19 protein-coding genes and 1 tRNA gene are annotated in these 17,345 nt (G+C 58.3%); 15 read left to right on the forward strand and 5 right to left on the reverse strand.

Features of this window, described 5'->3' with window-relative positions; genetic code table 11:
* Nucleotides 1-38 precede the first annotated feature (38 nt).
* Nucleotides 39-809: a TIGR02391 family protein gene (locus ACWTU9_RS07710; RefSeq protein ID WP_455857787.1), complete on the reverse strand. Its 771-nt coding sequence runs from the start codon at nt 807-809 to the stop codon at nt 39-41.
* A gap of 174 nt (nt 810-983) precedes the next feature.
* Here ACWTU9_RS07710 and ACWTU9_RS07715 point away from each other — a divergent pair, with 174 nt between their 5' ends.
* The 6 genes from ACWTU9_RS07715 (at nt 984) to ACWTU9_RS07740 (ending at nt 4,732) form a co-directional block, all read left to right on the forward strand.
* Nucleotides 984-1,559, forward strand: coding sequence for a recombinase family protein (locus ACWTU9_RS07715; RefSeq protein WP_455857788.1), 576 nt, complete (start codon nt 984-986; stop codon nt 1,557-1,559).
* Nucleotides 1,549-2,115, forward strand: coding sequence for a hypothetical protein (locus ACWTU9_RS07720; RefSeq protein WP_455857789.1), 567 nt, complete (start codon nt 1,549-1,551; stop codon nt 2,113-2,115). The genes ACWTU9_RS07715 and ACWTU9_RS07720 overlap by 11 nt, the downstream gene beginning before the upstream one ends.
* A 28-nt stretch (nt 2,116-2,143) precedes the next feature.
* Nucleotides 2,144-2,479, forward strand: coding sequence for a KTSC domain-containing protein (locus tag ACWTU9_RS07725; RefSeq protein ID WP_455857790.1), 336 nt, complete (start codon nt 2,144-2,146; stop codon nt 2,477-2,479).
* Between the two features lie 174 nt (nt 2,480-2,653).
* The gene (locus ACWTU9_RS07730) at nt 2,654-3,085 is read left to right on the forward strand and encodes a restriction endonuclease (RefSeq protein ID WP_455857791.1); all 432 of its coding nucleotides are present in this window, start codon (nt 2,654-2,656) and stop codon (nt 3,083-3,085) included.
* Between the two features lie 11 nt (nt 3,086-3,096).
* The gene (locus ACWTU9_RS07735; protein ID WP_455857792.1) at nt 3,097-3,801 is read left to right on the forward strand and encodes an SOS response-associated peptidase; all 705 of its coding nucleotides are present in this window, start codon (nt 3,097-3,099) and stop codon (nt 3,799-3,801) included.
* A 67-nt stretch (nt 3,802-3,868) separates the two neighbouring features.
* Nucleotides 3,869-4,732, forward strand: coding sequence for a hypothetical protein (locus tag ACWTU9_RS07740; RefSeq protein WP_455857793.1), 864 nt, complete (start codon nt 3,869-3,871; stop codon nt 4,730-4,732).
* Nucleotides 4,733-5,082: 350 nt separating this feature from the next.
* On the opposite strand, the gene ACWTU9_RS07745 is transcribed toward ACWTU9_RS07740, so the two are convergent.
* Nucleotides 5,083-6,309 (reverse strand): type II toxin-antitoxin system HipA family toxin, encoded by a 1,227-nt coding sequence (locus tag ACWTU9_RS07745; RefSeq protein ID WP_455857794.1) that lies wholly within the window; start codon nt 6,307-6,309, stop codon nt 5,083-5,085.
* 14 nt (nt 6,310-6,323) lie between these two features.
* Nucleotides 6,324-7,682 (reverse strand): recombinase family protein, encoded by a 1,359-nt coding sequence (locus ACWTU9_RS07750; RefSeq protein WP_455857795.1) that lies wholly within the window; start codon nt 7,680-7,682, stop codon nt 6,324-6,326.
* Between the two features lie 955 nt (nt 7,683-8,637).
* On the opposite strand from ACWTU9_RS07750, the gene ACWTU9_RS07755 reads away from it, so the two are divergent.
* From ACWTU9_RS07755 to ACWTU9_RS07770, 4 genes are all read left to right on the forward strand, one after another.
* On the forward strand, nt 8,638-8,859 hold the full coding sequence (locus ACWTU9_RS07755; RefSeq protein WP_455857796.1) for a hypothetical protein: 222 nt from the start codon (nt 8,638-8,640) through the stop codon (nt 8,857-8,859).
* A 346-nt stretch (nt 8,860-9,205) separates the two neighbouring features.
* A complete protein-coding gene (locus ACWTU9_RS07760) occupies nt 9,206-9,646 on the forward strand; it encodes a hypothetical protein (protein ID WP_455857797.1) in 441 nt (146 codons plus the stop codon).
* 361 nt (nt 9,647-10,007) lie between these two features.
* Nucleotides 10,008-11,093, forward strand: a complete 1,086-nt coding sequence (locus ACWTU9_RS07765) for a hypothetical protein (RefSeq protein WP_455857798.1) — start codon at nt 10,008-10,010, stop codon at nt 11,091-11,093.
* Nucleotides 11,094-11,200: 107 nt separating this feature from the next.
* A complete protein-coding gene (locus ACWTU9_RS07770) occupies nt 11,201-12,361 on the forward strand; it encodes a hypothetical protein (RefSeq protein ID WP_455857799.1) in 1,161 nt (386 codons plus the stop codon).
* 102 nt (nt 12,362-12,463) lie between these two features.
* On the opposite strand, the gene ACWTU9_RS07775 is transcribed toward ACWTU9_RS07770, so the two are convergent.
* Nucleotides 12,464-12,826 (reverse strand): sunset domain-containing protein, encoded by a 363-nt coding sequence (locus ACWTU9_RS07775; RefSeq protein WP_455857800.1) that lies wholly within the window; start codon nt 12,824-12,826, stop codon nt 12,464-12,466.
* Between the two features lie 201 nt (nt 12,827-13,027).
* On the opposite strand from ACWTU9_RS07775, the gene ACWTU9_RS07780 reads away from it, so the two are divergent.
* Nucleotides 13,028-13,321, forward strand: a complete 294-nt coding sequence (locus ACWTU9_RS07780) for a hypothetical protein (RefSeq protein ID WP_455857801.1) — start codon at nt 13,028-13,030, stop codon at nt 13,319-13,321.
* A gap of 30 nt (nt 13,322-13,351) precedes the next feature.
* Nucleotides 13,352-14,347, forward strand: a complete 996-nt coding sequence (locus tag ACWTU9_RS07785) for a hypothetical protein (protein ID WP_455857802.1) — start codon at nt 13,352-13,354, stop codon at nt 14,345-14,347.
* Nucleotides 14,348-14,441: 94 nt separating this feature from the next.
* On the opposite strand, the gene ACWTU9_RS07790 is transcribed toward ACWTU9_RS07785, so the two are convergent.
* Nucleotides 14,442-14,531, reverse strand: a tRNA-Ser gene (locus tag ACWTU9_RS07790).
* 361 nt (nt 14,532-14,892) lie between these two features.
* Between ACWTU9_RS07790 and ACWTU9_RS07795 the strand changes: the two genes are divergently transcribed.
* From ACWTU9_RS07795 to ACWTU9_RS07805, 3 genes are all read left to right on the forward strand, one after another.
* Complete coding sequence (locus tag ACWTU9_RS07795) at nt 14,893-15,648, forward strand: hypothetical protein (RefSeq protein WP_455857803.1); 756 nt, start codon at nt 14,893-14,895, stop codon at nt 15,646-15,648.
* Nucleotides 15,649-15,763: 115 nt separating this feature from the next.
* Nucleotides 15,764-16,087, forward strand: a complete 324-nt coding sequence (locus ACWTU9_RS07800) for a hypothetical protein (protein ID WP_455857804.1) — start codon at nt 15,764-15,766, stop codon at nt 16,085-16,087.
* Between the two features lie 233 nt (nt 16,088-16,320).
* Nucleotides 16,321-17,310, forward strand: a complete 990-nt coding sequence (locus tag ACWTU9_RS07805) for a BMP family lipoprotein (RefSeq protein ID WP_455857805.1) — start codon at nt 16,321-16,323, stop codon at nt 17,308-17,310.
* Nucleotides 17,311-17,345: the final 35 nt, after the last annotated feature.

Raw genomic sequence — 17,345 nt, forward strand, 5'->3', positions numbered from 1 at the left:
AGCCAGTGGCAGGAGGTTCCCCCCCTCCGCCCGCCCTGCTAACCCTCTTGGTCCTCGCTCAAGGCCGAGCGTCTTTCGTCCACGATGCGGAGCAATTGGTTCGCCAACATGACGACCTCCGCCGCTGAGGCGGGATCAGTCACCGCAATGTAACGATGCGAGTGGGGGTTCTTGTAACATCCTATCGCACCGGCAAACAGGTTGGACAACGCATCCCTTTCACTCCCTTGCGCTGCCGGATCAGCGAGCGGTCCGTGCTCTGCATTGAAGGCTTTGCGCATCAGGGACAAGCCTAGTTCGGTCTCCGGTAGTCTCGCTGCTTCTCTCACGGCTACCTCGACGGCTTTCATGGATTGAAATACTGCCACGTCATATTCGCCGCGCAAAAAAGCCGCCCATACCCAATTCGCCATTCTTGGATGCAACAGTTCCTTGCGGAGATAGCGACTGGCCGAGTAGCCCGAGAAGTCCGTGGCGTTTTCAATTTTCTCCGCCCGTCGACTTAGCCTTTTCCACCCGTTCTGACCATTGGTGCCCGGCGCTGGTATTAGCAACCCCTGGGCCTCAAGCCACATCCAAGCCTCAGTGATCGCCTGAAAAACATGGTCCCTTTTCTTGACAGGAATTGCTGAGCTGCCGCTTGAGTCCGATGTCGCAATGCTGCTGAGGACGTTGGTGAGCGTTGCCATCCCCATTGAGTTCCTGGTGATCGCTTCGCGGATGACGAAAAGCAACGAGGCTCCAAGCTCCTCTGGTTCCATCTCCAGTAGCAGGTCTACGTCCGGAACCATCTCGGCCAACGTTTTCAACCTTTTCCCCTCCCAAATTGCACGCCACTGGACCACATCCAATCTCACTAGGGCAAGCCCATGTGAGTCTGCCGAATGGCCAGCTTGGCGGTCTCACACAAGTGGTCTCTTGACATTTTGGTCTTTGGTCTCACATGATGGTCTCACATGACAGCCAAAAGGAGACCTGAAACTATGTCTACATCCGCACTAGTCGGCTACGCTCGCACCTCCACCACCGATCAAAAGGCGGGCCTTGAAGCCCAGCTTCGCGACCTTGAGCAAGCGGGGTGCACCAAGGTGTTCCGAGAAGAGATTTCTTCGGTGGCAACCAATAGGCCACAACTTGCCGCCGTGCTTGAATGGGTTCGCGAGGGCGACACGCTAGTTGTGACCAAGCTGGACCGCCTAGCACGCTCAGTGGCCGACTTGGTGTCGATCACTGCGGCCCTAAAGGCGAAGGGGGCAGGCCTTCGTATTCTGGCGATGAACCTCGACACCTCGACCCCCACCGGGAAGCTCATGCTAAACCTGCTGGGCTCCATCGCGGAGTTTGAGCGGGAGCTGATGCTAGAGCGGCAGCGCGAAGGCATCGCCAAGGCCAAAGCCGAAGGGAAGTATATTGGCCGCCAGCCCACCGCCCGCCGTCAAGCCAGCGAGGTGTTGCGCCTCAAGACGGAAGGCAAGTCTGCGGGCGACATCGTGGCGACATTAGGGATTAGCCGCGCGTCGGTCTTTCGCATTCTGGCGGAGAGCCCCAATGAGCTATGAGGCCACTATTCGGTCCCCAGCGGGCCTCTTGGCCGGCGAGATGGTTTCTGCACTGCAAGAACTTTCTCCCGAAAGCCGATTGGAGGCGCTCGCGCTGGCTACAGCGGAGACCCTGCTTGACCGCAATCACGGCGGCGGGGATGCCAATAGCCGCATGGAGGCCTACACGGAGCGGCTGGCCAGCACAGTGCGCGAGGGCCTAGAAGAGCTGACGGCCGCCGCCCCGCTCCGCCCATCCTTAACCGCACCCTTGGTGGATCACCTGAGGCACTGGCTTGCCCATGAGCCGCCAGGGAAGTTCCGCATCGTCCTCAAGGACCAGGGAGACTTAGGCGCGCTCTTGGTCCTTTCGTGGATGGTGGAAGGCAAGCCCATACTATACGCCTCCCACTACTACGCTACTAGAAAAGACGCGATGGAGTCGCTAAACCGTGACGTCTTGGAACCAGCTGGCCTTGCTGCAATTCCCTACACAAGAAAGCTGGAGTGGCGGCTACCAAAGAGGGGCAACAAAAATGCCAGCAGGCAGAGCGGCGAGGAGCCCGCAACCATCTAACCACCGCCCTATCGCCGGCATCTGGTCAATGATTGTTGTTGGTTTCCAGCTGCTCATGACATTGAGCCCCGTTGCCGCCGAGACAGTTGAGGTTAAATACCGGGGCCCTGTGGACCTCGCCAAGTTCGAATGCACGGGGGAGCTAGACAGCAGCGTGGTCAAGCGCGTCTGCTACAACGCCGAGCACTCCTATATGCTCATTCGCCTCAAGCAGACTTGGTATCACTACTGCGAGATTGACCAAGGGACGGTGGACTCGCTGCTGGCCGCAGGGTCCAAGGGCAGCTTCTACAATTCAAGCATCAAGGACTCGGGGACGGGCGGCAAGTTTGGCTGCCGGGACAAGCCGGTGCCGAAGTTCTGAGGGGCGAGACCGATGATTGCATTAGGGGTGATTGCGAGCTCGCAAATGAGTGGTAGGAGTCGCAGCAACAAGCGTCCGCCTACTGCACTTCTCCTCCAAGCACTCGTGACGGCTGGCGTGCATGTTCCTGAGGGTGCCCGGGTCGTAACGGTTACCTTGCCCTGGCTGGCCATCGTGGCCGAGATTGCCAAAGACCCAAAGTTCCTCTTCCATTTTGTTCAAGCCCCTCGCAAGTTTGAGGAGTTCATCGCCGGGGCCTATGAGCGTGCCGGCTATGATGTGATACTTACTCCGCAGCGTGGGGATTTCGGACGGGACGTCATCGCCTCCAAGGATGGTTTTGGGTCCGTTAGGATACTCGACCAAGCGAAAGCATTTTCGCCCGGCCATCAAGTTGGGCACGACGAACTTCGGGCAATGCTTGGGGTGCTGTCTGCCGATCAGAATGCATCCAAGGCGGTAATTTCCACGACCTCAACATTTCAGCCGGGGCTCCTGACCTCGCCGGAATTCACCAAGTTCATGCCTTATCGTCTAGAGCTAAAGGACGGCGCGGCCTTGAGCGCTTGGCTTGACGAGTTGGGGCAAAAGAACCCGAGGCCATAGGATCGCCGGGCATGTGCAACCTTTACAATATCACCACCAGCCAAGATGCCATCCGTGAGTGGACCCGCGCCATGCGGGACATCATGGGTAACCTTGAGCCCTCGCTAGATGTCTACCCCAACATGCCCGGCGCTGTGGTCCGCAATGCCCCCGATGGTCAGCGCGAGCTTGCCAAGCTGCTCTGGGGCATGCCTACGCCGGCAGAGCGGGTGAAGGGCAAGGCGGACTACGGCACCACCAACATCCGCAATCCGCAGTATGGCCACTGGCAGCAATACGTTGGCGTGGAGAACCGCTGTGTCGTGCCCGTCACGAGCTTCGCGGAGCCGAGCCCCACGCCCAACGACAAGGACCTGGAGACAGGCATACAGCGGAACTACTGGTTTGCCCGAGGCGAGGACCGGCCGCTGTTCTTCTTCGCCGGCATGTGGACGCGCTGGCAGGGGGTCCGCAGGGTCAAGGACGGGCCGGGTGACTTCGAGCTTTACGGCTTCCTCACGACCAAGCCCAACGCCCTCATAGCGCCCATCCACGAAAAGGCTATGCCGGTGATCCTCACCACCCGCGAGGAGGTGGAAACCTGGCTCACGGCCCCGTGGTCCGAAGCGCGGCATATGCAGCGGACAGCCCCGGACGATGCCTTGGTGATTGTCGAGAAGCCGGCCACACAGATTAAGTTTCCGCAACAGGCTCTGGCTCAAGGCTCGTTGTTCTGAATCAATCGGACGAGTCTCCGAACGAAAGTTAGAGGACCCAAACGAACCCCTAGGGAGCCTGCCGCATATGGAACTGCTGCTTGGTGAGAAAGGTCACCCGTCTTCGGCTCTTGTTGCAGCTTTAGTGGGCCGTCGGCTGAGCTTGGATGGCGGAAAGCCCGGTGGTGCCCACCCGGTTCAATCGATCCACGCCGTTTGGCGAGTGTTTTCATCGTCCCTGCTTTCGTTCGCGGTCGAATTGGAGGCAGTGCAGTTCGCGACAAAGCCGGACGGGGATCGCGTGACCGACGCCTTTCGTCGGATAATCTACGATGCGACTGAAGTTTTCGACGTCTATTCGCAGCTTCTGGTTGAACGGATCGGACCTTTTCCATCGTCGGACAAGAAGCGGCTTAAGGACTACCAAGTGGCTGCAAAACGGCTGCGCGACCCTTGGGCCATTATATGCAACAAATGCAAGCACTCAGGTGCTCATGTCGGTTTCGTGTGGGCAGTTTCAGAGACCACTGGCCGCGCCTCCCCAAGGTTTATGATCTGCAGCTATAGAAATGGCGACTCGCTTGTTCGCGACGATGAGGTCCATAAGGGCCGGCGCGGTGGCACGAGCTTGGCGAAGGCAGCGTTGGAAATGCTCCACGCGTTACTCCGTGTCGATATTCAAGCGGCCAAGTTTGTAGGTTTACTTGTGGACAAGCAGGCTGAGGCTATTCCGGAGATGTCCGCAGAATTGCCGATAGGCGAGGGACTCAGAAAGCTTGTGGCGATTCCGGCCACGGCATACCCTGATGAGCCGACCCCTTTCGACGGGTTGCGAGTAGAGGAAGGCAAAATTCTACTTACAAGGACGTTTGCCGAGAGGCTACTTGCCCCAATAAAAATATCTACAACCCTTCCGGGCGACGGTGTGACGAAGACCTTCTCCTTCGAATAGTGCGACGGGGCGGATCGGCGAACGGCAGCAGTGTTTTTCATTCCTCGTCCCTCCAAATCACCCGCCGCACCATGCGGCTTCCACTAGTCGCCCTCACGCGTATCTTCAGGCCCTCCGATGCGCTTGGCAGCAGGGTATCCACGTCAAGGTCGCGACGCTTGCACCACCTACTATGGTGGTTGCAGTATCGCCTTCTGTTATCTCCACGTTCTAGTTGCCTGTCCTAGCGGTGCGTGTTGAGCCTCAAATCCGCAGGCGACATCGTGGCTGCCTCAGGCCTCAGCCCGAGCGACCGTCTTCCGAGGGGGCTGCGCAATACTCGCTTTGTTCGTTGTGGCCAAGGGTTGGAGTCACTTAGCGTCGCAGGTGGTCAGAATCGGCGTCATGAACTCAATGTGCTCATCGATGCGTTCTAGGATCAATGCAGGGACTTTCTCGCGCTCCGGCAAACGCCACCAATGCTGGTTGACCAGTGCGACTGTCTCAACAACCGCTTTAAGCACGGCGGATTCGGGCAGCCTTGCGCGGTTTGCGAACGCTTGCCACCGTGACGCCGTGAGCGCCTTGAATGCCCGCTCCCGACCGAGGGAGAGCGCCATGCCGTCGGTTGGGATGTAGGGAACGGTCGACAGCACATCGTAGATCGGGGCAAGACGCGGTCTATCGCCATCTCCAGGGTAGATCAGAGACCAATTCTTCAGATGCATGTCACCGTTGCCGGTCAAAGCTGCCAAGGCCAGGCGACGGACGAATTCGAGAGCCGCATCACACGACACAGCATCGTTCAACGTAGCCGCGATTTGGTGAAAGGCAGCGCCGTCATATTTGCGCGAGGGATGGACGCAGAAGACTTGAGCGAAATCCTCAATGTGGATCCTTTGGGCGTCAGCGCCTCGATCAAAGCGCCTAACTAAGAGAAGCGGCCCCCCGGAATGGGTGTTGAGTTCCTCGGGAATATTCTGCAGGTGGGACCTGTCGACCAACTCGCGGTCGGGAACATCCATCCCAATCGCTGCCGCAAGGGCTAGATTAGCGAATTCATTCTCCGAAACCCCCGGAACGGCCAAGGGCGGGAATTTTGCGATATAAAGGCCCAGTTCACCATCCATCGGCAGGGTGAAAACGCCGCTCTCCCCTTTTTTTGTAACGGACAGCTTCATTTGCATGCCGGCCAGCGAGAAGCGGGCCTTGGGCAGATCGTTCAAAACGGGACCGTCACTGGGTATGACTTGCACAGCTCCAGACATATCGGCACCAAGCACAGCTAAGAGATCGAAATCATTGCGTCGCCTTATGTTGCCCTGGTGATACTTCTCCATCGCCTCGCGCAACTTACCCTCCGGCAGGAGATTGGTGAAAAATGCGGGAAGGATGCCTGCAAGGGGCTTCGGGTCTTTCCTGAGTTCGCCACTCGCCGACCGAAAAGAGAGGCTGAGAATTGGAAAACCGCCCGATGCGCGATAGTCTTGCTCGAACCTGACCGCATAGGTCGGACTGCGCGAGATGGTCCCGATCTTGCGCTTGCTCAACAGCACGTCGAGCGACTGTATCCTCGTATTGGTCGAGCCTTGGGGCATGATCGCCACCCCTTCTAAAGTCGCGAAGCCGCTCTTTTCTGCGCGGCCGAGATCGCTTCTCGTTTGGTGGTCGGGAATCCTGCCAACCCATAAGCTTTGACCATCGAGCCGAAACGCTCCGCGAATACCTGATGTGGAGGAAGTTCCGGGTCTGCTTCGATGAGTGCGATTGTGACGTGCCCGATCGCAGCGTGTAATCGCCGGATACCATCTAGGAGTTCATCATCGGAGTATTTGCGTCCCCGCCTAGGAACACGCCATCGGCACTGGTATCCGACTGTCGCGTACGCACCCCTAAGACCACCAAAATGCTCGGCATACGTTCTGCAACAAGGCGTGTACTGACAGCGATCAATGATGGCCGACGACAGCTTCCCCTTCTCTCTTAAGAGCCGTGCAAGCCGATCGATCATGCCTTGTTTGGAGAAGGCGTAGCCGGCCCGGCGTGCCATCTGCTCTCGGGCTTTTGCGAACTGCCTTGCCCCGACGATAGGTTCCATTACTCGTGTTCTGATCCACAAGCCTGGAGGATTTCGCTTAGCCGGCCCCTTCATTCGCTGTGTTTTTCGGTTGTAGACGTAGTACCCGACCATCAACTCGCTCGTAAGAACAGTTCTGACGCGTGCTAACGTCCATGTCCCACCGTTGGTGGAAGGGATGTCATTGTCGTTTAGTTCTCGCGCGATGCTTGACATGCTTTGGTTTTGCCCAACGAACATTCGGAAAATTTGCCGGACGGTACGGATTTCATCGAGTGGACCGGGCACAAATACAACCCGATCGGTACTCAGGCCCTTTTGTTCGCCGAAACCCAAAATAAATCGGGGCTCTCGTTCCTTGCTGACCAACAGTCGCCTTACGCCGTAGGGTATCTGGCCGCCTTGCCTAAAGCCTAAACGAGCTTGCTGTTGCTGTGCCCTGGAAACCTTCTCAGACAGTTCGCGGCTATACTCGCCAGCCATGACCCGTTTCAGGTTCTTGACGATAGTTGAAACCATGCTGCCGTCGTTCTCGAACGGCTCGCCGCAATACTTCACGGCAACCCCGGCCTCTCGGCAAAGAAACTCATAGTGGGCTGATTGGTCTGTATCCTGGAACCGGCCCCATCGGCTTACGTCAAAAACCAGGACTGCCGAATATATGCGCTGGCCGGTCACCACATCGCTCAACAACTGCTTGAGGCCATCCCTCCCCTTCAAACTCAAGCCACTTTTACCGGCGTCGGTATAAGTCTGGACAATAGCGAAGCGCCGAGTCTCGGCATACTCCGCAATGGCAGCGATCTGGTTTTCAAGAGAATAGCGCTGGTGCTCTGTTGACATCCGAATGTACTGCGCCGCTGGAACGCGAAGCTCGGTCGTCACATTAGTCACTATAGTGTCTCCTCATGCGACACACGTTCGCCGTTTGAGGAGGGATATTATATTGCCTGTCTACTCAATCCAATAAAACTTAAATGTGTTTTCTGGTTCCTACCGATGGCCAGCTGATGCACGCCGCTGGTTGCCTTTCCAGGGGCGGCTATTCCAGCTTTCAGCAGCGGCGGCCTGATCAATGCATATCGGCCCTGAGGCTCCGCATTCATCGCAGTGAATGACTACGCGCATGTCTCGCCTGACGTGGGGCCTAACTTCTGTGCTGGTGCAGAATGGGCAAGCGTTAGGAGTCATCTTTCCTCCGGCTTCAAAGCGGGGCGAGAAGCAACCCGCGATGCTTTCGGCGTCATGCTTTGAACTCAGGGTTTCCACACCCCGGAGCGCCGCGTGAGCGCTCACAAGCGAGTCTAGCTACCGGATGACGCAATGCAAGGCGGCTATCAGCAGGCACGCGCTACTTGGGGCTGTTGATCAACGATTCAGGGATTCATGCTCGGCGCGTTACACCCGCCATAAGGGGTTCAACTCGCTGAAAAGCCGAAAGAATGTCAGCTGCCAGACCGCAAAATGTTACACCCTTGTGTTACACCCATCATGGTAACAAATTGATTTTATTGACAAATTTTCGCCGAAATGGTAGAGGGTGAGCATTGCAAACGGATTGAGACTTCGCATGTCAATGATCGAACGAAGGGCTGTTGCCTCCGTGGCGGCAGGGAGAAAGCTTTCTGCTATCGCTGTGGCAACTGTTGCGTCACCTAAATCGGGCTCCCCCGGAGTGAGCGCGTCCGCGTGGCAGATATTTGATGCTACGACCGGTGAAGAGATCGGTGAACCTAGAGCGATCCCAAGTCGCGCTGCCAACCGACATCAGTGGTTTGCGCTCATAATGGCAGTCCGTGGTGTCGTTGAAGACTGTTTAACCGGGGACTCGGTGATGGTGGAGATTTCAATGGCCGATCTAGCCACCGCCTTCCAATCCGAAGGGCGAGGTGTGGATGGCACGTTCGTCAAGGACGGACAAACCATCGCCGGGGTCATCAAGCTCGCCTCTGAAAAGGGCGCCGCTTTTTCCGTGAAATACGCTTCGGTCGGTCCGCGCCAAAGGGCTCTAAAGAAGAAGGCCCTTGCGCTGGCCAATGTGCAATTGACCCGCCTTATCGGTGGGAATTGAAGTCGATTACACCGCTGTGCCACTGATTTCTTTGTCGACGAAGATCGAAGCTGGCTTTGCGTCGGGCGCTCTCGCAAACCAGCAAACCTGTGCTGTTCCAGGATGCAACCGCAAACCGTCACTCGCAAGCGGGACTGGTCTATCCCCATTTCATTGCCGATATCATGTGCTGCACAAGGCTCGTCACGGTTCCCATTGGTGCGCAACCTATCGGGCGGCCGAACTCAGGCCGTATCTTGCCGCTGCCTCAGCATGGCTTGCGGCGTTTTCCCATCAAAGTGCGGTCAGGGATGGCTTGCAGACGCTAGCCCACATCCTAGCAAGCTCTGGACGGATTGAGCCCGCGATGGATCTTCGCGGCCGCCCGGCCAGCTATAGAGCGCGTGTCGCCTTCGCCCGATTGCGAGAGGCCGGCGTTGAGCCCCGCCGTTTGCTGTCCACCTACTTGGGCGTTAGCGCGTTGATTGAAGATGACTTCGGCTCACATCGCACCCAGGAGTTTAAAATTGTGCAGGCTGCGAAGGCGGTCCACCGGCTTGCGAGCGGGACGCATAAAAGTTGGGAGATGTTCAACCCGCTCGGCCCGGATATTCACAGCGAGCTTCACGCTTATCCAAGATCTTCGGGACTCGTGCTGCGAAAAATCGGAGAGAAGCTGGAAACGGCAGGAGAGGGACTGGCTCGGCAAGCGGTCGGGCAAATCATCGCCATCAAAACCAAACGCTTCGGTGAGCACCCATCGCACCTTCCGGGTTGGCGGCCCAGTTGGGACAAACGCCGATCTTAGAAGATGTTCCACGATGCAAATAATCGAGCGACTTGGTGGCGGCTCGGGGTGCTCGCATGTTGCAAGCTTAGCTCCCCCCATTCCCCTTGTGGTGCGCCTAGGTGGTGGGCTGCAAGGTTTCTGCTATTTCACAGCCCCATTATCGTTGCTGACTTGAGGCCGGAGCTCGGAGGCTGCCATGTGATTGCTCCTGATGGATGATCGTACCTCCCTCACTGACCACTGGTTTGACCCTTGGGCCACCTGCGAGGGTCCTCACCTCAAGGCCCTCTCGGAGTCCATGGTTAGGCAAGTGCTCCAAGCCCCCGCCAAGGGGCGTCAAGCCCGCATCAGGCAGCCCAAGCAGGAGCAGGTGGAGAGGGTGACCAACATCGTGTCCTGCCTAGTGGCCAACCTTGCGGTCCTGCATCAAGGACACCCTGTGCACAGGCGCCTAGCTCTCCCCCTCCGCCATGACACCCTGTCCCGCTATGACCGGAAGGCCTTTGGGCACCTCCCGCATGTTATCAATGCGATGGCCACCATGGGCCTGGTGGTCAAGCATGCAGCCCACATCAAGAAGCGAAGGACAGGCATAGAGGCCACCGGAGAGCTGCTTGAGGCTCTGCTTGGGGCTGGGACTGGAGAGGTTGGGAGAGCAGCAGGAGAGGAAACCATATGGCTCACCGCGAGGATGGGCCGTAGTGCCATTGGCAAGAAGCTGCCCTTCGAACTGGTGGACTATGTGGACAACGAAGAGACCCACCGACTGAGGCGGGAACTGGAGGAGGTCAATACCTTCCTCGCCGCCCAGCGGATAGAGCTTCAAGGCCAACGCCAAGCCGGCTTTAGGCTAATTCGCCGCTTCACCCTTCGCAATGTCACCGACCCGCACACCTTCAACCTGCATGGCAGGCTTTATGGCGGCTTCTGGCAATCCATGCCGAAGGCCTTGCGGGCTGACCTTCGCATCAACGGGGAGCCGATAGCTGACCTCGACTATGCCAGCATGTTCCCTAGGCTCGCCTATGCGCGGGTAGGGGCTGAGCCGCCTGAAGGGGACCTGTACGCCATTCCCGGCTTGGAGGAGCATCGTGCCGGCGTGAAGGCTGGCTTCGCGGCTATGCTGTCGTCTTCGAACGAGATGACCCGCTTGCCGAGTGACGTAAAGGAGGCGCTACCTGCGGGCTGGACAGGACCGAGATTGGCAGCGGCGATTGGCTCCAAGCATCCCGCCTTGGTGCCCCTCTTCGGTCACGACATCGCGATGGACTTGATGTTCACCGAGAGCTGCATCCTGGTGACCGTGCTGCTGCGGCTGGCGAGGATGGAGATTGCAGCTTTGCCCATGCATGACGGCATCATGGTCCCTAGGCACGCGGGGCGGCCTGCGGTTCGAGAGATGCAAGTAGCGTCCCTTGAGAAGATTGGCACGATCATCCCCGTGATAACAAAAGAGAGCCGGTAAATTTCTACAATTCTGGCCCGCAGCTGATTCCTCATGGTAGCACTGAGAATAATCAGTCGAGCGACATACTCAGCAAGGCTAAAGCTCGATTTACAGGGGGGCGAAGGATGAACACAGTAACTGCGTATCGAATGTTCGAGCAACTGTGCGTTCGATTGTTTGCTGCCAAGGGATTCGAGGTCCGCCCTCAAAGCCTTGAAAATGGCGTTAGGGTGGACGCTTCCGCTCAAAGAGGCGACGAACAAATCCGGGCGGAGTTGATAGTAGTTACATTTCTTCGGCCAACTTTAGGATTCCTTCGAGATAAGGTTGCTGGCGCGAAGGCACAACTTCGGCAGACGAGGACTGAGGCCAAACACATAGCCATCCTCAGCTCTAAGATAGAGCCAGTCCATCTAGATTGGCTTCAGACGGAATTCGCAATTGAGGTCTGGGACCGCGATCGTATTCAGCGGGAATTGGATCAGCTTTCGCCTAAGGCCACTGCACTCAAGCGCGATTTTGCATTGTTTTTTAGGAGGCTCAGGCCGCTTGAGCGGCTGAACTTCGGACGCAGTTTGGGCCGACCGATAACGAAACATCAAGATCAAGATAAAGAGATAAGTGGCCTTGAACCCGCCCCTAAGCCTAGCCTCGCGGAAGCGCCCGGGCCGTTTGTGGCCGAAGAAGCTGGTCAAGGAGAATTGCTGCCCTCTGGGGCGGAGTTGCGCAACAGACTTACCGTTACTAAGGAAGGTCAGGAGCAAGCCACGGAGTACGAGGTCCTTGTTCAAGAAATAGTGCGTTACTTGTTTGGGACCTTCTTGGTTGATGCAAGGCCGCATCGGCGCACAGAAGACGACCTCGACATTATGGACATTACCTACAGGGTGAGGGCGGGGCACCCTTTCTGGGACACGTTGACGCGAGACTTCAGAACTCGGGCAATAGTCTTTGAATGCAAAAATTACAGCAAAGGGATCACTCCGAGCCAAATCTACTCAACCGAGCGATATGTGAATGTCGGTGCACTTAGGTCGGTTTGCTTTCTCGTCAGCCGAAAGAAGCCTCACGAACACGCTGAACTGGCCGCGTTTGGCGCAATGCGAGAAGGAGGAAAACTCTTCGTTCTGCTTCATGACCTCCACCTACATCAAATGCTCAACATTCGCGAAGCGCAACTTCGGCGAGAGGCTGAAGGGAAATCAGGAAAGAGGAGCTTCGAGGACGATCCTGCTGAGGTCTTGGATCAGGTTATATATGATTTTCTCACACGCATGGGCCGATAGTCAGCACGCCGCGCAGCGACGCTCCCATCGCGGCGCTAAGTACCGATGGTATTGAAGGCACGACGGAGCAAGGTCGACTTAAGCCTTCGCTCTGCGCCTGCCCTAAACCTTCGCCTTGCGCCAGCCGGCCCACCACGCCTCCCATTGCGAACAGAACCATCGCTCTCCACGGGCTGGACTTATGCGGGTGGCCAAATAGTACGCCTGCCCAGGCATATGGTAGATGTGCTCGCCCCGCTCATTGATGTTGCCCTTGATATCGCAGCCGGGCTTGTGGAACGCGCCCTCGCTAGACGATGAGCCAGCCGAATGCACGGTCGGAAGGCGGGGCTGGTCGCCAACCGAAAGGTATGCGGCAGAAGAGCCAACCAAGAGCGCCAACGCTATCGGGAGGCGGGCTGCCACCAGCGAGCGCCAAAGCGACCGCCGTGGTCTTGCCCAGTTGGGATGAACTTCTTTGCCCATCACCCTCTCCCCCAGCGGGAGAATGCGTCTGTTTCGATTGGGAGTCTAGAAGGCCTTGATTGGTGTTAGTCGGACGATACTCGCAAGGTTTGCTTGGCCGCGGCGCGTGTCTCGCCCGGCATGTTGTGTGTTACTGATAACTGCCATTGCACCTCCCCAAAGTTCCCGGCAGGTTGCCCGCTTGGGATCGGGGATAATACGATGCGCTTAACAAACCTTGTGGCTGCCGCTGCGGTAGCGGTGTGTTTCGACACTTCCTCTGCAATTGCATCCTTGTATTGCTCGAAGCCGTCCACTCCTTCCTGCGCCGAGCGTTACGGGAGCTTTGATGATCAAGACGAGTTCGACAGGTGTAAGCGCGAAATGGAGGACTACAAGTCGGAAGTGGAGAGCTACCTCGACTGCAACAATCGGCAGGCCCGAAGCGAGAACGAGGAGGCAATCTCGGGCTACGAGGATGCCGTGGAGTCATTCAATCGACGGGCCAACAATTAACCGAGTCTTTTGCGAGGAGCCAATCCCCCTATGCAGTGCGCAATTTGGAACACTGGTACGCTGGAGACATCGAAAATCACCGAGGCCGACAGGTTTGCTTACGATTCCCCACGGGCAGGCGGCAGGTACGAAATCACCGGGTCTGCGAAGGCAAGCCTCAATTTCGCCGATGACCGGCAGAAGGCTTTTCTGACCTCTTGGTTGATTGATCAGCACAACGCGGGAGTTGAATGGCCGCTAGTGACAAGCGAGGAATTGGAGCGAGCTAAGGTCGCCCAAGGGAAGAAAATAGTGGAGAGGCGCGACCGGCTTCTGCAAGTCATTTCGCTGCATACGCCAAGTCTCGGGCAAGCGATGCGGTACGAGCAGCCGGTTTTTATCGTGAATGATAGACCGCACGAGAACCCGTATTGGGCAGCGCAGGACATTCTGCTGGCCGCTACAGAGTCCTGCAACTTCTCTGAGGTTGATTCGCTTATCACGTTCGCGGCAAAACAAGCGCTAGTCACTCACGACGGTTACGCACTCTCTCTCACTTTTGATGGGCACAGCCATTTGGAGCAGTTAGGAGCAGCCCCTAGGGTTTCTAACCAAGCCTTTGTTGCCATGTGGTTTGGTGCTGAGGTCAACGATGCCTATGAGTTTGGAATCAGTCCGGCAATTATCACCGCCGGCTATCGCCCCATGCGCATTGACCAGAAGGAACACAACAACAAGATCGACGACGAAATCATTGCGGAAATTCGTCGGTCCAAATTTGTTGTCGCGGATTTCACTTGCGGAGAAGCGGGGGTTGGCAATGCCGTTGTCAGTATCCCTAGGGGAGGTGTCTATTACGAAGCGGGCTTCGCCCAAGGGTTGGGAATTCCGGTGATCTGGACTTGTCGACAGGACCATATTGACAAGGTTCACTTCGACACGCGGCAGTTCAACCACATCACTTGGGCCAACCCGGAGGAATTGAAGGCAAAGCTTCGAAATAGGATAGGTGCAGTGATCGGAGACGCGGCAATAGGTGCCGGGTAGAAGTCTATTTTGGGGCACCGGCGTGGGGCACCGACTTTCAGAAGCTTCTCAAAATGTTGATAATTGTCAGATATTTAGCGATGCTCTGAGGAACTGGCGGAGAGAGCGGGATTCGAACCCGCGTTACGGTCTCCCGTAAACACACTTTCCAGGCGTGCGCCTTCAACCACTCGGCCACCTCTCCGTCCTTGCATTCGCGCCGGCCGGTTTTGCCGCGCGGGTTGGGGAGATGCATCCCTTTGGGAAGTGCGGGGGAGACCCGCTTCACGGGGCGCCGCCAACCAGCGGATGCCCTTCCCGGCGCCCGTCAATCAAACAGGCGCGGGGCTCATCTAGTCGATCCGGCGCCGAATGCCAAGCCATAACGGCAGTCTATTCGCTTTGCCGGCCATGCATCGTTTCGCGGAGCCGCCAACGCCTCCGCTTCAAGGACGCTTCGGTTCCGAATGGTGTGCACAGGCAAGGCGGCGGGGCCGGCCGTACTTGACTTCGCCCCCGGCCAGTTGTCGAGTGAGGCGGAGGCTTTGCGGGGGCAACGTCCGGACATGACATCAAGCAATGAACAGCCGGCCAGCGGAACGCCGGCCGGCGGCGTGCAAGGCAGCGGCGTGCCGGGCGGGCTGCCGCCGCCTGGGCGTTCGGACCTGGCCTTCATCCCGGTGGTCTGGCTGGCCTTCGTCATGGCGTTGTCGGTCTATGGGCTGGTCTCGGCCTGGTGGCTGGTGGGCAGTTCCGGCCTGCCGGACACGGTCTTCTATTTCGTCCTTGGCGCACTGGCCTTCGACATCGTCACCATCCTGTGGGGGCTTTATCTGCTCGGCCTCGCCTTCGGCCGTTCGGTGCACGTCCCTCGCCATTTCACCTTCTGGCAGATCGCCGTCATCGTCTTTCTGCTGGCAAGGCAGGCCTATGTGCTGGCCGTGCCGGAATTCGTCTTCTCCGCCAGAAGCCTGGCCATCACCGCAGCCGAAATCGGCATCGGCCTGTTTTGCATCTACCTGCTGCGGCGCGATGCCGGACCCGCAGCCGTCTATACCGCGCGGCAAGGGCAAGCGCCGTCAGCCTTCGCCTCGATTGCCGCAGCCTTGCTCGGCATAATCCTCGGCGCGGGCGTCGGCGCCGTCGCCGGCTTCGCGCTCGGCGCAGGGATTGCCGAGGTGACCGACATCAGCTGTTTCGAGGGCGGCTGCGGCTATTTTGCCGTGTTCATCGGCCTTGCTGGGCTGGTGGTCGGCGCCATTGCCGGCGGCATCCTTGCCGTCTGGTTCGTCCACCGGCGCAGCCGAAAGGCGGCGATATAGGCGGACGGGGGCTTCAAATTCGCATAGGCCGATTGCGCGCTGGGCCTACGCATTCTATTCCTCGTCTTGACCGGAAGGTCCTCGGGAGGAGCTTGAGGACCGGAGGAAGGTTTCGATGTTCCGTTTTCTGTTTCGCCTCGCGGCCATGGTCGCACTTTCGGTCGCCGTCATCATGGCGGTGCTCGACGCGACGCGCTCGGTTGCCGCCTCCGCGCTGGTCATGACGCCGCTGAATTCGAGCTGGCTGGCGATGTCGCCCGACACTCGCGCGGCCTTTGAGACCTTCGTGCGCGCCAAGGCGAGCCCGATCATATGGGATGGCGGCATCGCCTGGGTGCTTGCCCAGCCCGGCTTTGCCGTGTTCGCAGTACTTGCCTTGCTGCTCTACGCGATCGGCTACCGGCGCCGGCGGCGAGGCGGAGAATTCGCCCCGGGATGACGGCTTGTCCCCGCGGACTTGCGACGCCACCGCGGCAACCGTCCATGGCCGTCACTGCCTTGGGCAATGCTTTTCCAAAAGGTCAAAATTCCGCGTGAATTTTGTTTCGGGCCGTGCCAGATTGCCTGGAGCGGGAGGGGAGTACACTCCTGGCTGATGTCGCATGCCTGCCGGAGAACCGGGTAGGCGGGCGGCGCGTAACGGAAAAAAATAACCGACAGGGTGTGGATCACATGAAACGTATCGTTCTCGGCCTCCTGGCCGCAACCGCAATGGTTCTTCCGGCTTTTGCCGCGGATGTCCAGCCGGCCATCCTCTACGATCTCGGCGGCAAGTTCGACAAATCCTTCAACGAGGCGGCCTTTCACGGCGCCGAGAAGTTCAAGGCCGAGACCGGCGTCGCTTATGTCGAATTCGAAGTGTCCAACGCCTCGCAGCGCGAACAGGCGCTGCGCCGCTTCGCCGAGGATGGCCGCAACCCGATCGTCATGGCCGGCTTTGCCTGGGAAGATGCGCTGAAGAAGGTCGCGGCCGAGTACACCGATCTCAACTTCGCCATCATCGACGATGCCGTCGATATGCCCAATGTCCGCTCGCTGGTGTTCAAGGAGAATGAAGGCTCCTACCTCGTCGGCATCATGGCGGCGATGGCGTCGAAGTCGAAGAAGGTCTCCTTTGTCGGCGGCATGGACATCCCGCTGATCCGCAAGTTCGAATGCGGCTATGTCGGCGGCGCCAAGTCTGCCGGTGCGACCGACGTCATCCAGAACATGACCGGTGACACGCCGGCGGCGTGGAACGATCCGGCCAAGGGCGGCGAGATCGCCAAGACGCAGATCGACCAGGGCTCCGACGTGGTCTATGCCGCGGCCGGCGGCACCGGCGTCGGCGTGCTGCAGGCGGCGGCGGATGCCGGCAAGCTCGGCATCGGCGTCGATTCCAACCAGAACGGCCTGCAGCCCGGCAAGGTGCTGACCTCGATGCTGAAGCGCGTCGACGTGGCCGTCTACACCGCCTTCATGGACGGCAAGAACGGCACCTTCAAGGGCGGCCTGCAAAATCTCGGCCTCAAGGAAGGCGGCGTCGACTACGCCATGGACGACAACAACAAGGCGCTGGTCACTGACGAGATGAAGGCTGCGGTCGAAAAGGCAAAGGCCGACATCATCGCCGGCACGATCCAGGTGCACGACTACACCGCCGACAACGCCTGCCCGTATTGATCGGTAACCACTGACGTTTCGGACCGCCGGGTGCA

The organism is Mesorhizobium sp. 128a, from assembly GCF_053848025.1.

Excerpts from the sequence above, each read along its gene's own strand:
- ACWTU9_RS07755 (WP_455857796.1), top strand. The coding sequence starts at position 8,638 with ATGGCCGATCTAGCCACCGCCTTCCAATCCGAAGGGCGAGGTGTGGAT.
- ACWTU9_RS07780 (WP_455857801.1), top strand. The coding sequence starts at position 13,028 with ATGCGCTTAACAAACCTTGTGGCTGCCGCTGCGGTAGCGGTGTGTTTC.
- ACWTU9_RS07735 (WP_455857792.1), top strand. The coding sequence starts at position 3,097 with ATGTGCAACCTTTACAATATCACCACCAGCCAAGATGCCATCCGTGAG.
- ACWTU9_RS07775 (WP_455857800.1), bottom strand. The coding sequence starts at position 12,826 with ATGGGCAAAGAAGTTCATCCCAACTGGGCAAGACCACGGCGGTCGCTT.
- ACWTU9_RS07760 (WP_455857797.1), top strand. The coding sequence starts at position 9,206 with ATGGATCTTCGCGGCCGCCCGGCCAGCTATAGAGCGCGTGTCGCCTTC.
- ACWTU9_RS07740 (WP_455857793.1), top strand. The coding sequence starts at position 3,869 with ATGGAACTGCTGCTTGGTGAGAAAGGTCACCCGTCTTCGGCTCTTGTT.
- ACWTU9_RS07805 (WP_455857805.1), top strand. The coding sequence starts at position 16,321 with ATGAAACGTATCGTTCTCGGCCTCCTGGCCGCAACCGCAATGGTTCTT.
- ACWTU9_RS07800 (WP_455857804.1), top strand. The coding sequence starts at position 15,764 with ATGTTCCGTTTTCTGTTTCGCCTCGCGGCCATGGTCGCACTTTCGGTC.
- ACWTU9_RS07785 (WP_455857802.1), top strand. The coding sequence starts at position 13,352 with ATGCAGTGCGCAATTTGGAACACTGGTACGCTGGAGACATCGAAAATC.
- ACWTU9_RS07725 (WP_455857790.1), top strand. The coding sequence starts at position 2,144 with ATGATTGTTGTTGGTTTCCAGCTGCTCATGACATTGAGCCCCGTTGCC.
- ACWTU9_RS07745 (WP_455857794.1), bottom strand. The coding sequence starts at position 6,309 with ATGCCCCAAGGCTCGACCAATACGAGGATACAGTCGCTCGACGTGCTG.
- ACWTU9_RS07770 (WP_455857799.1), top strand. The coding sequence starts at position 11,201 with ATGAACACAGTAACTGCGTATCGAATGTTCGAGCAACTGTGCGTTCGA.
- ACWTU9_RS07720 (WP_455857789.1), top strand. The coding sequence starts at position 1,549 with ATGAGCTATGAGGCCACTATTCGGTCCCCAGCGGGCCTCTTGGCCGGC.
- ACWTU9_RS07795 (WP_455857803.1), top strand. The coding sequence starts at position 14,893 with ATGACATCAAGCAATGAACAGCCGGCCAGCGGAACGCCGGCCGGCGGC.
- ACWTU9_RS07715 (WP_455857788.1), top strand. The coding sequence starts at position 984 with ATGTCTACATCCGCACTAGTCGGCTACGCTCGCACCTCCACCACCGAT.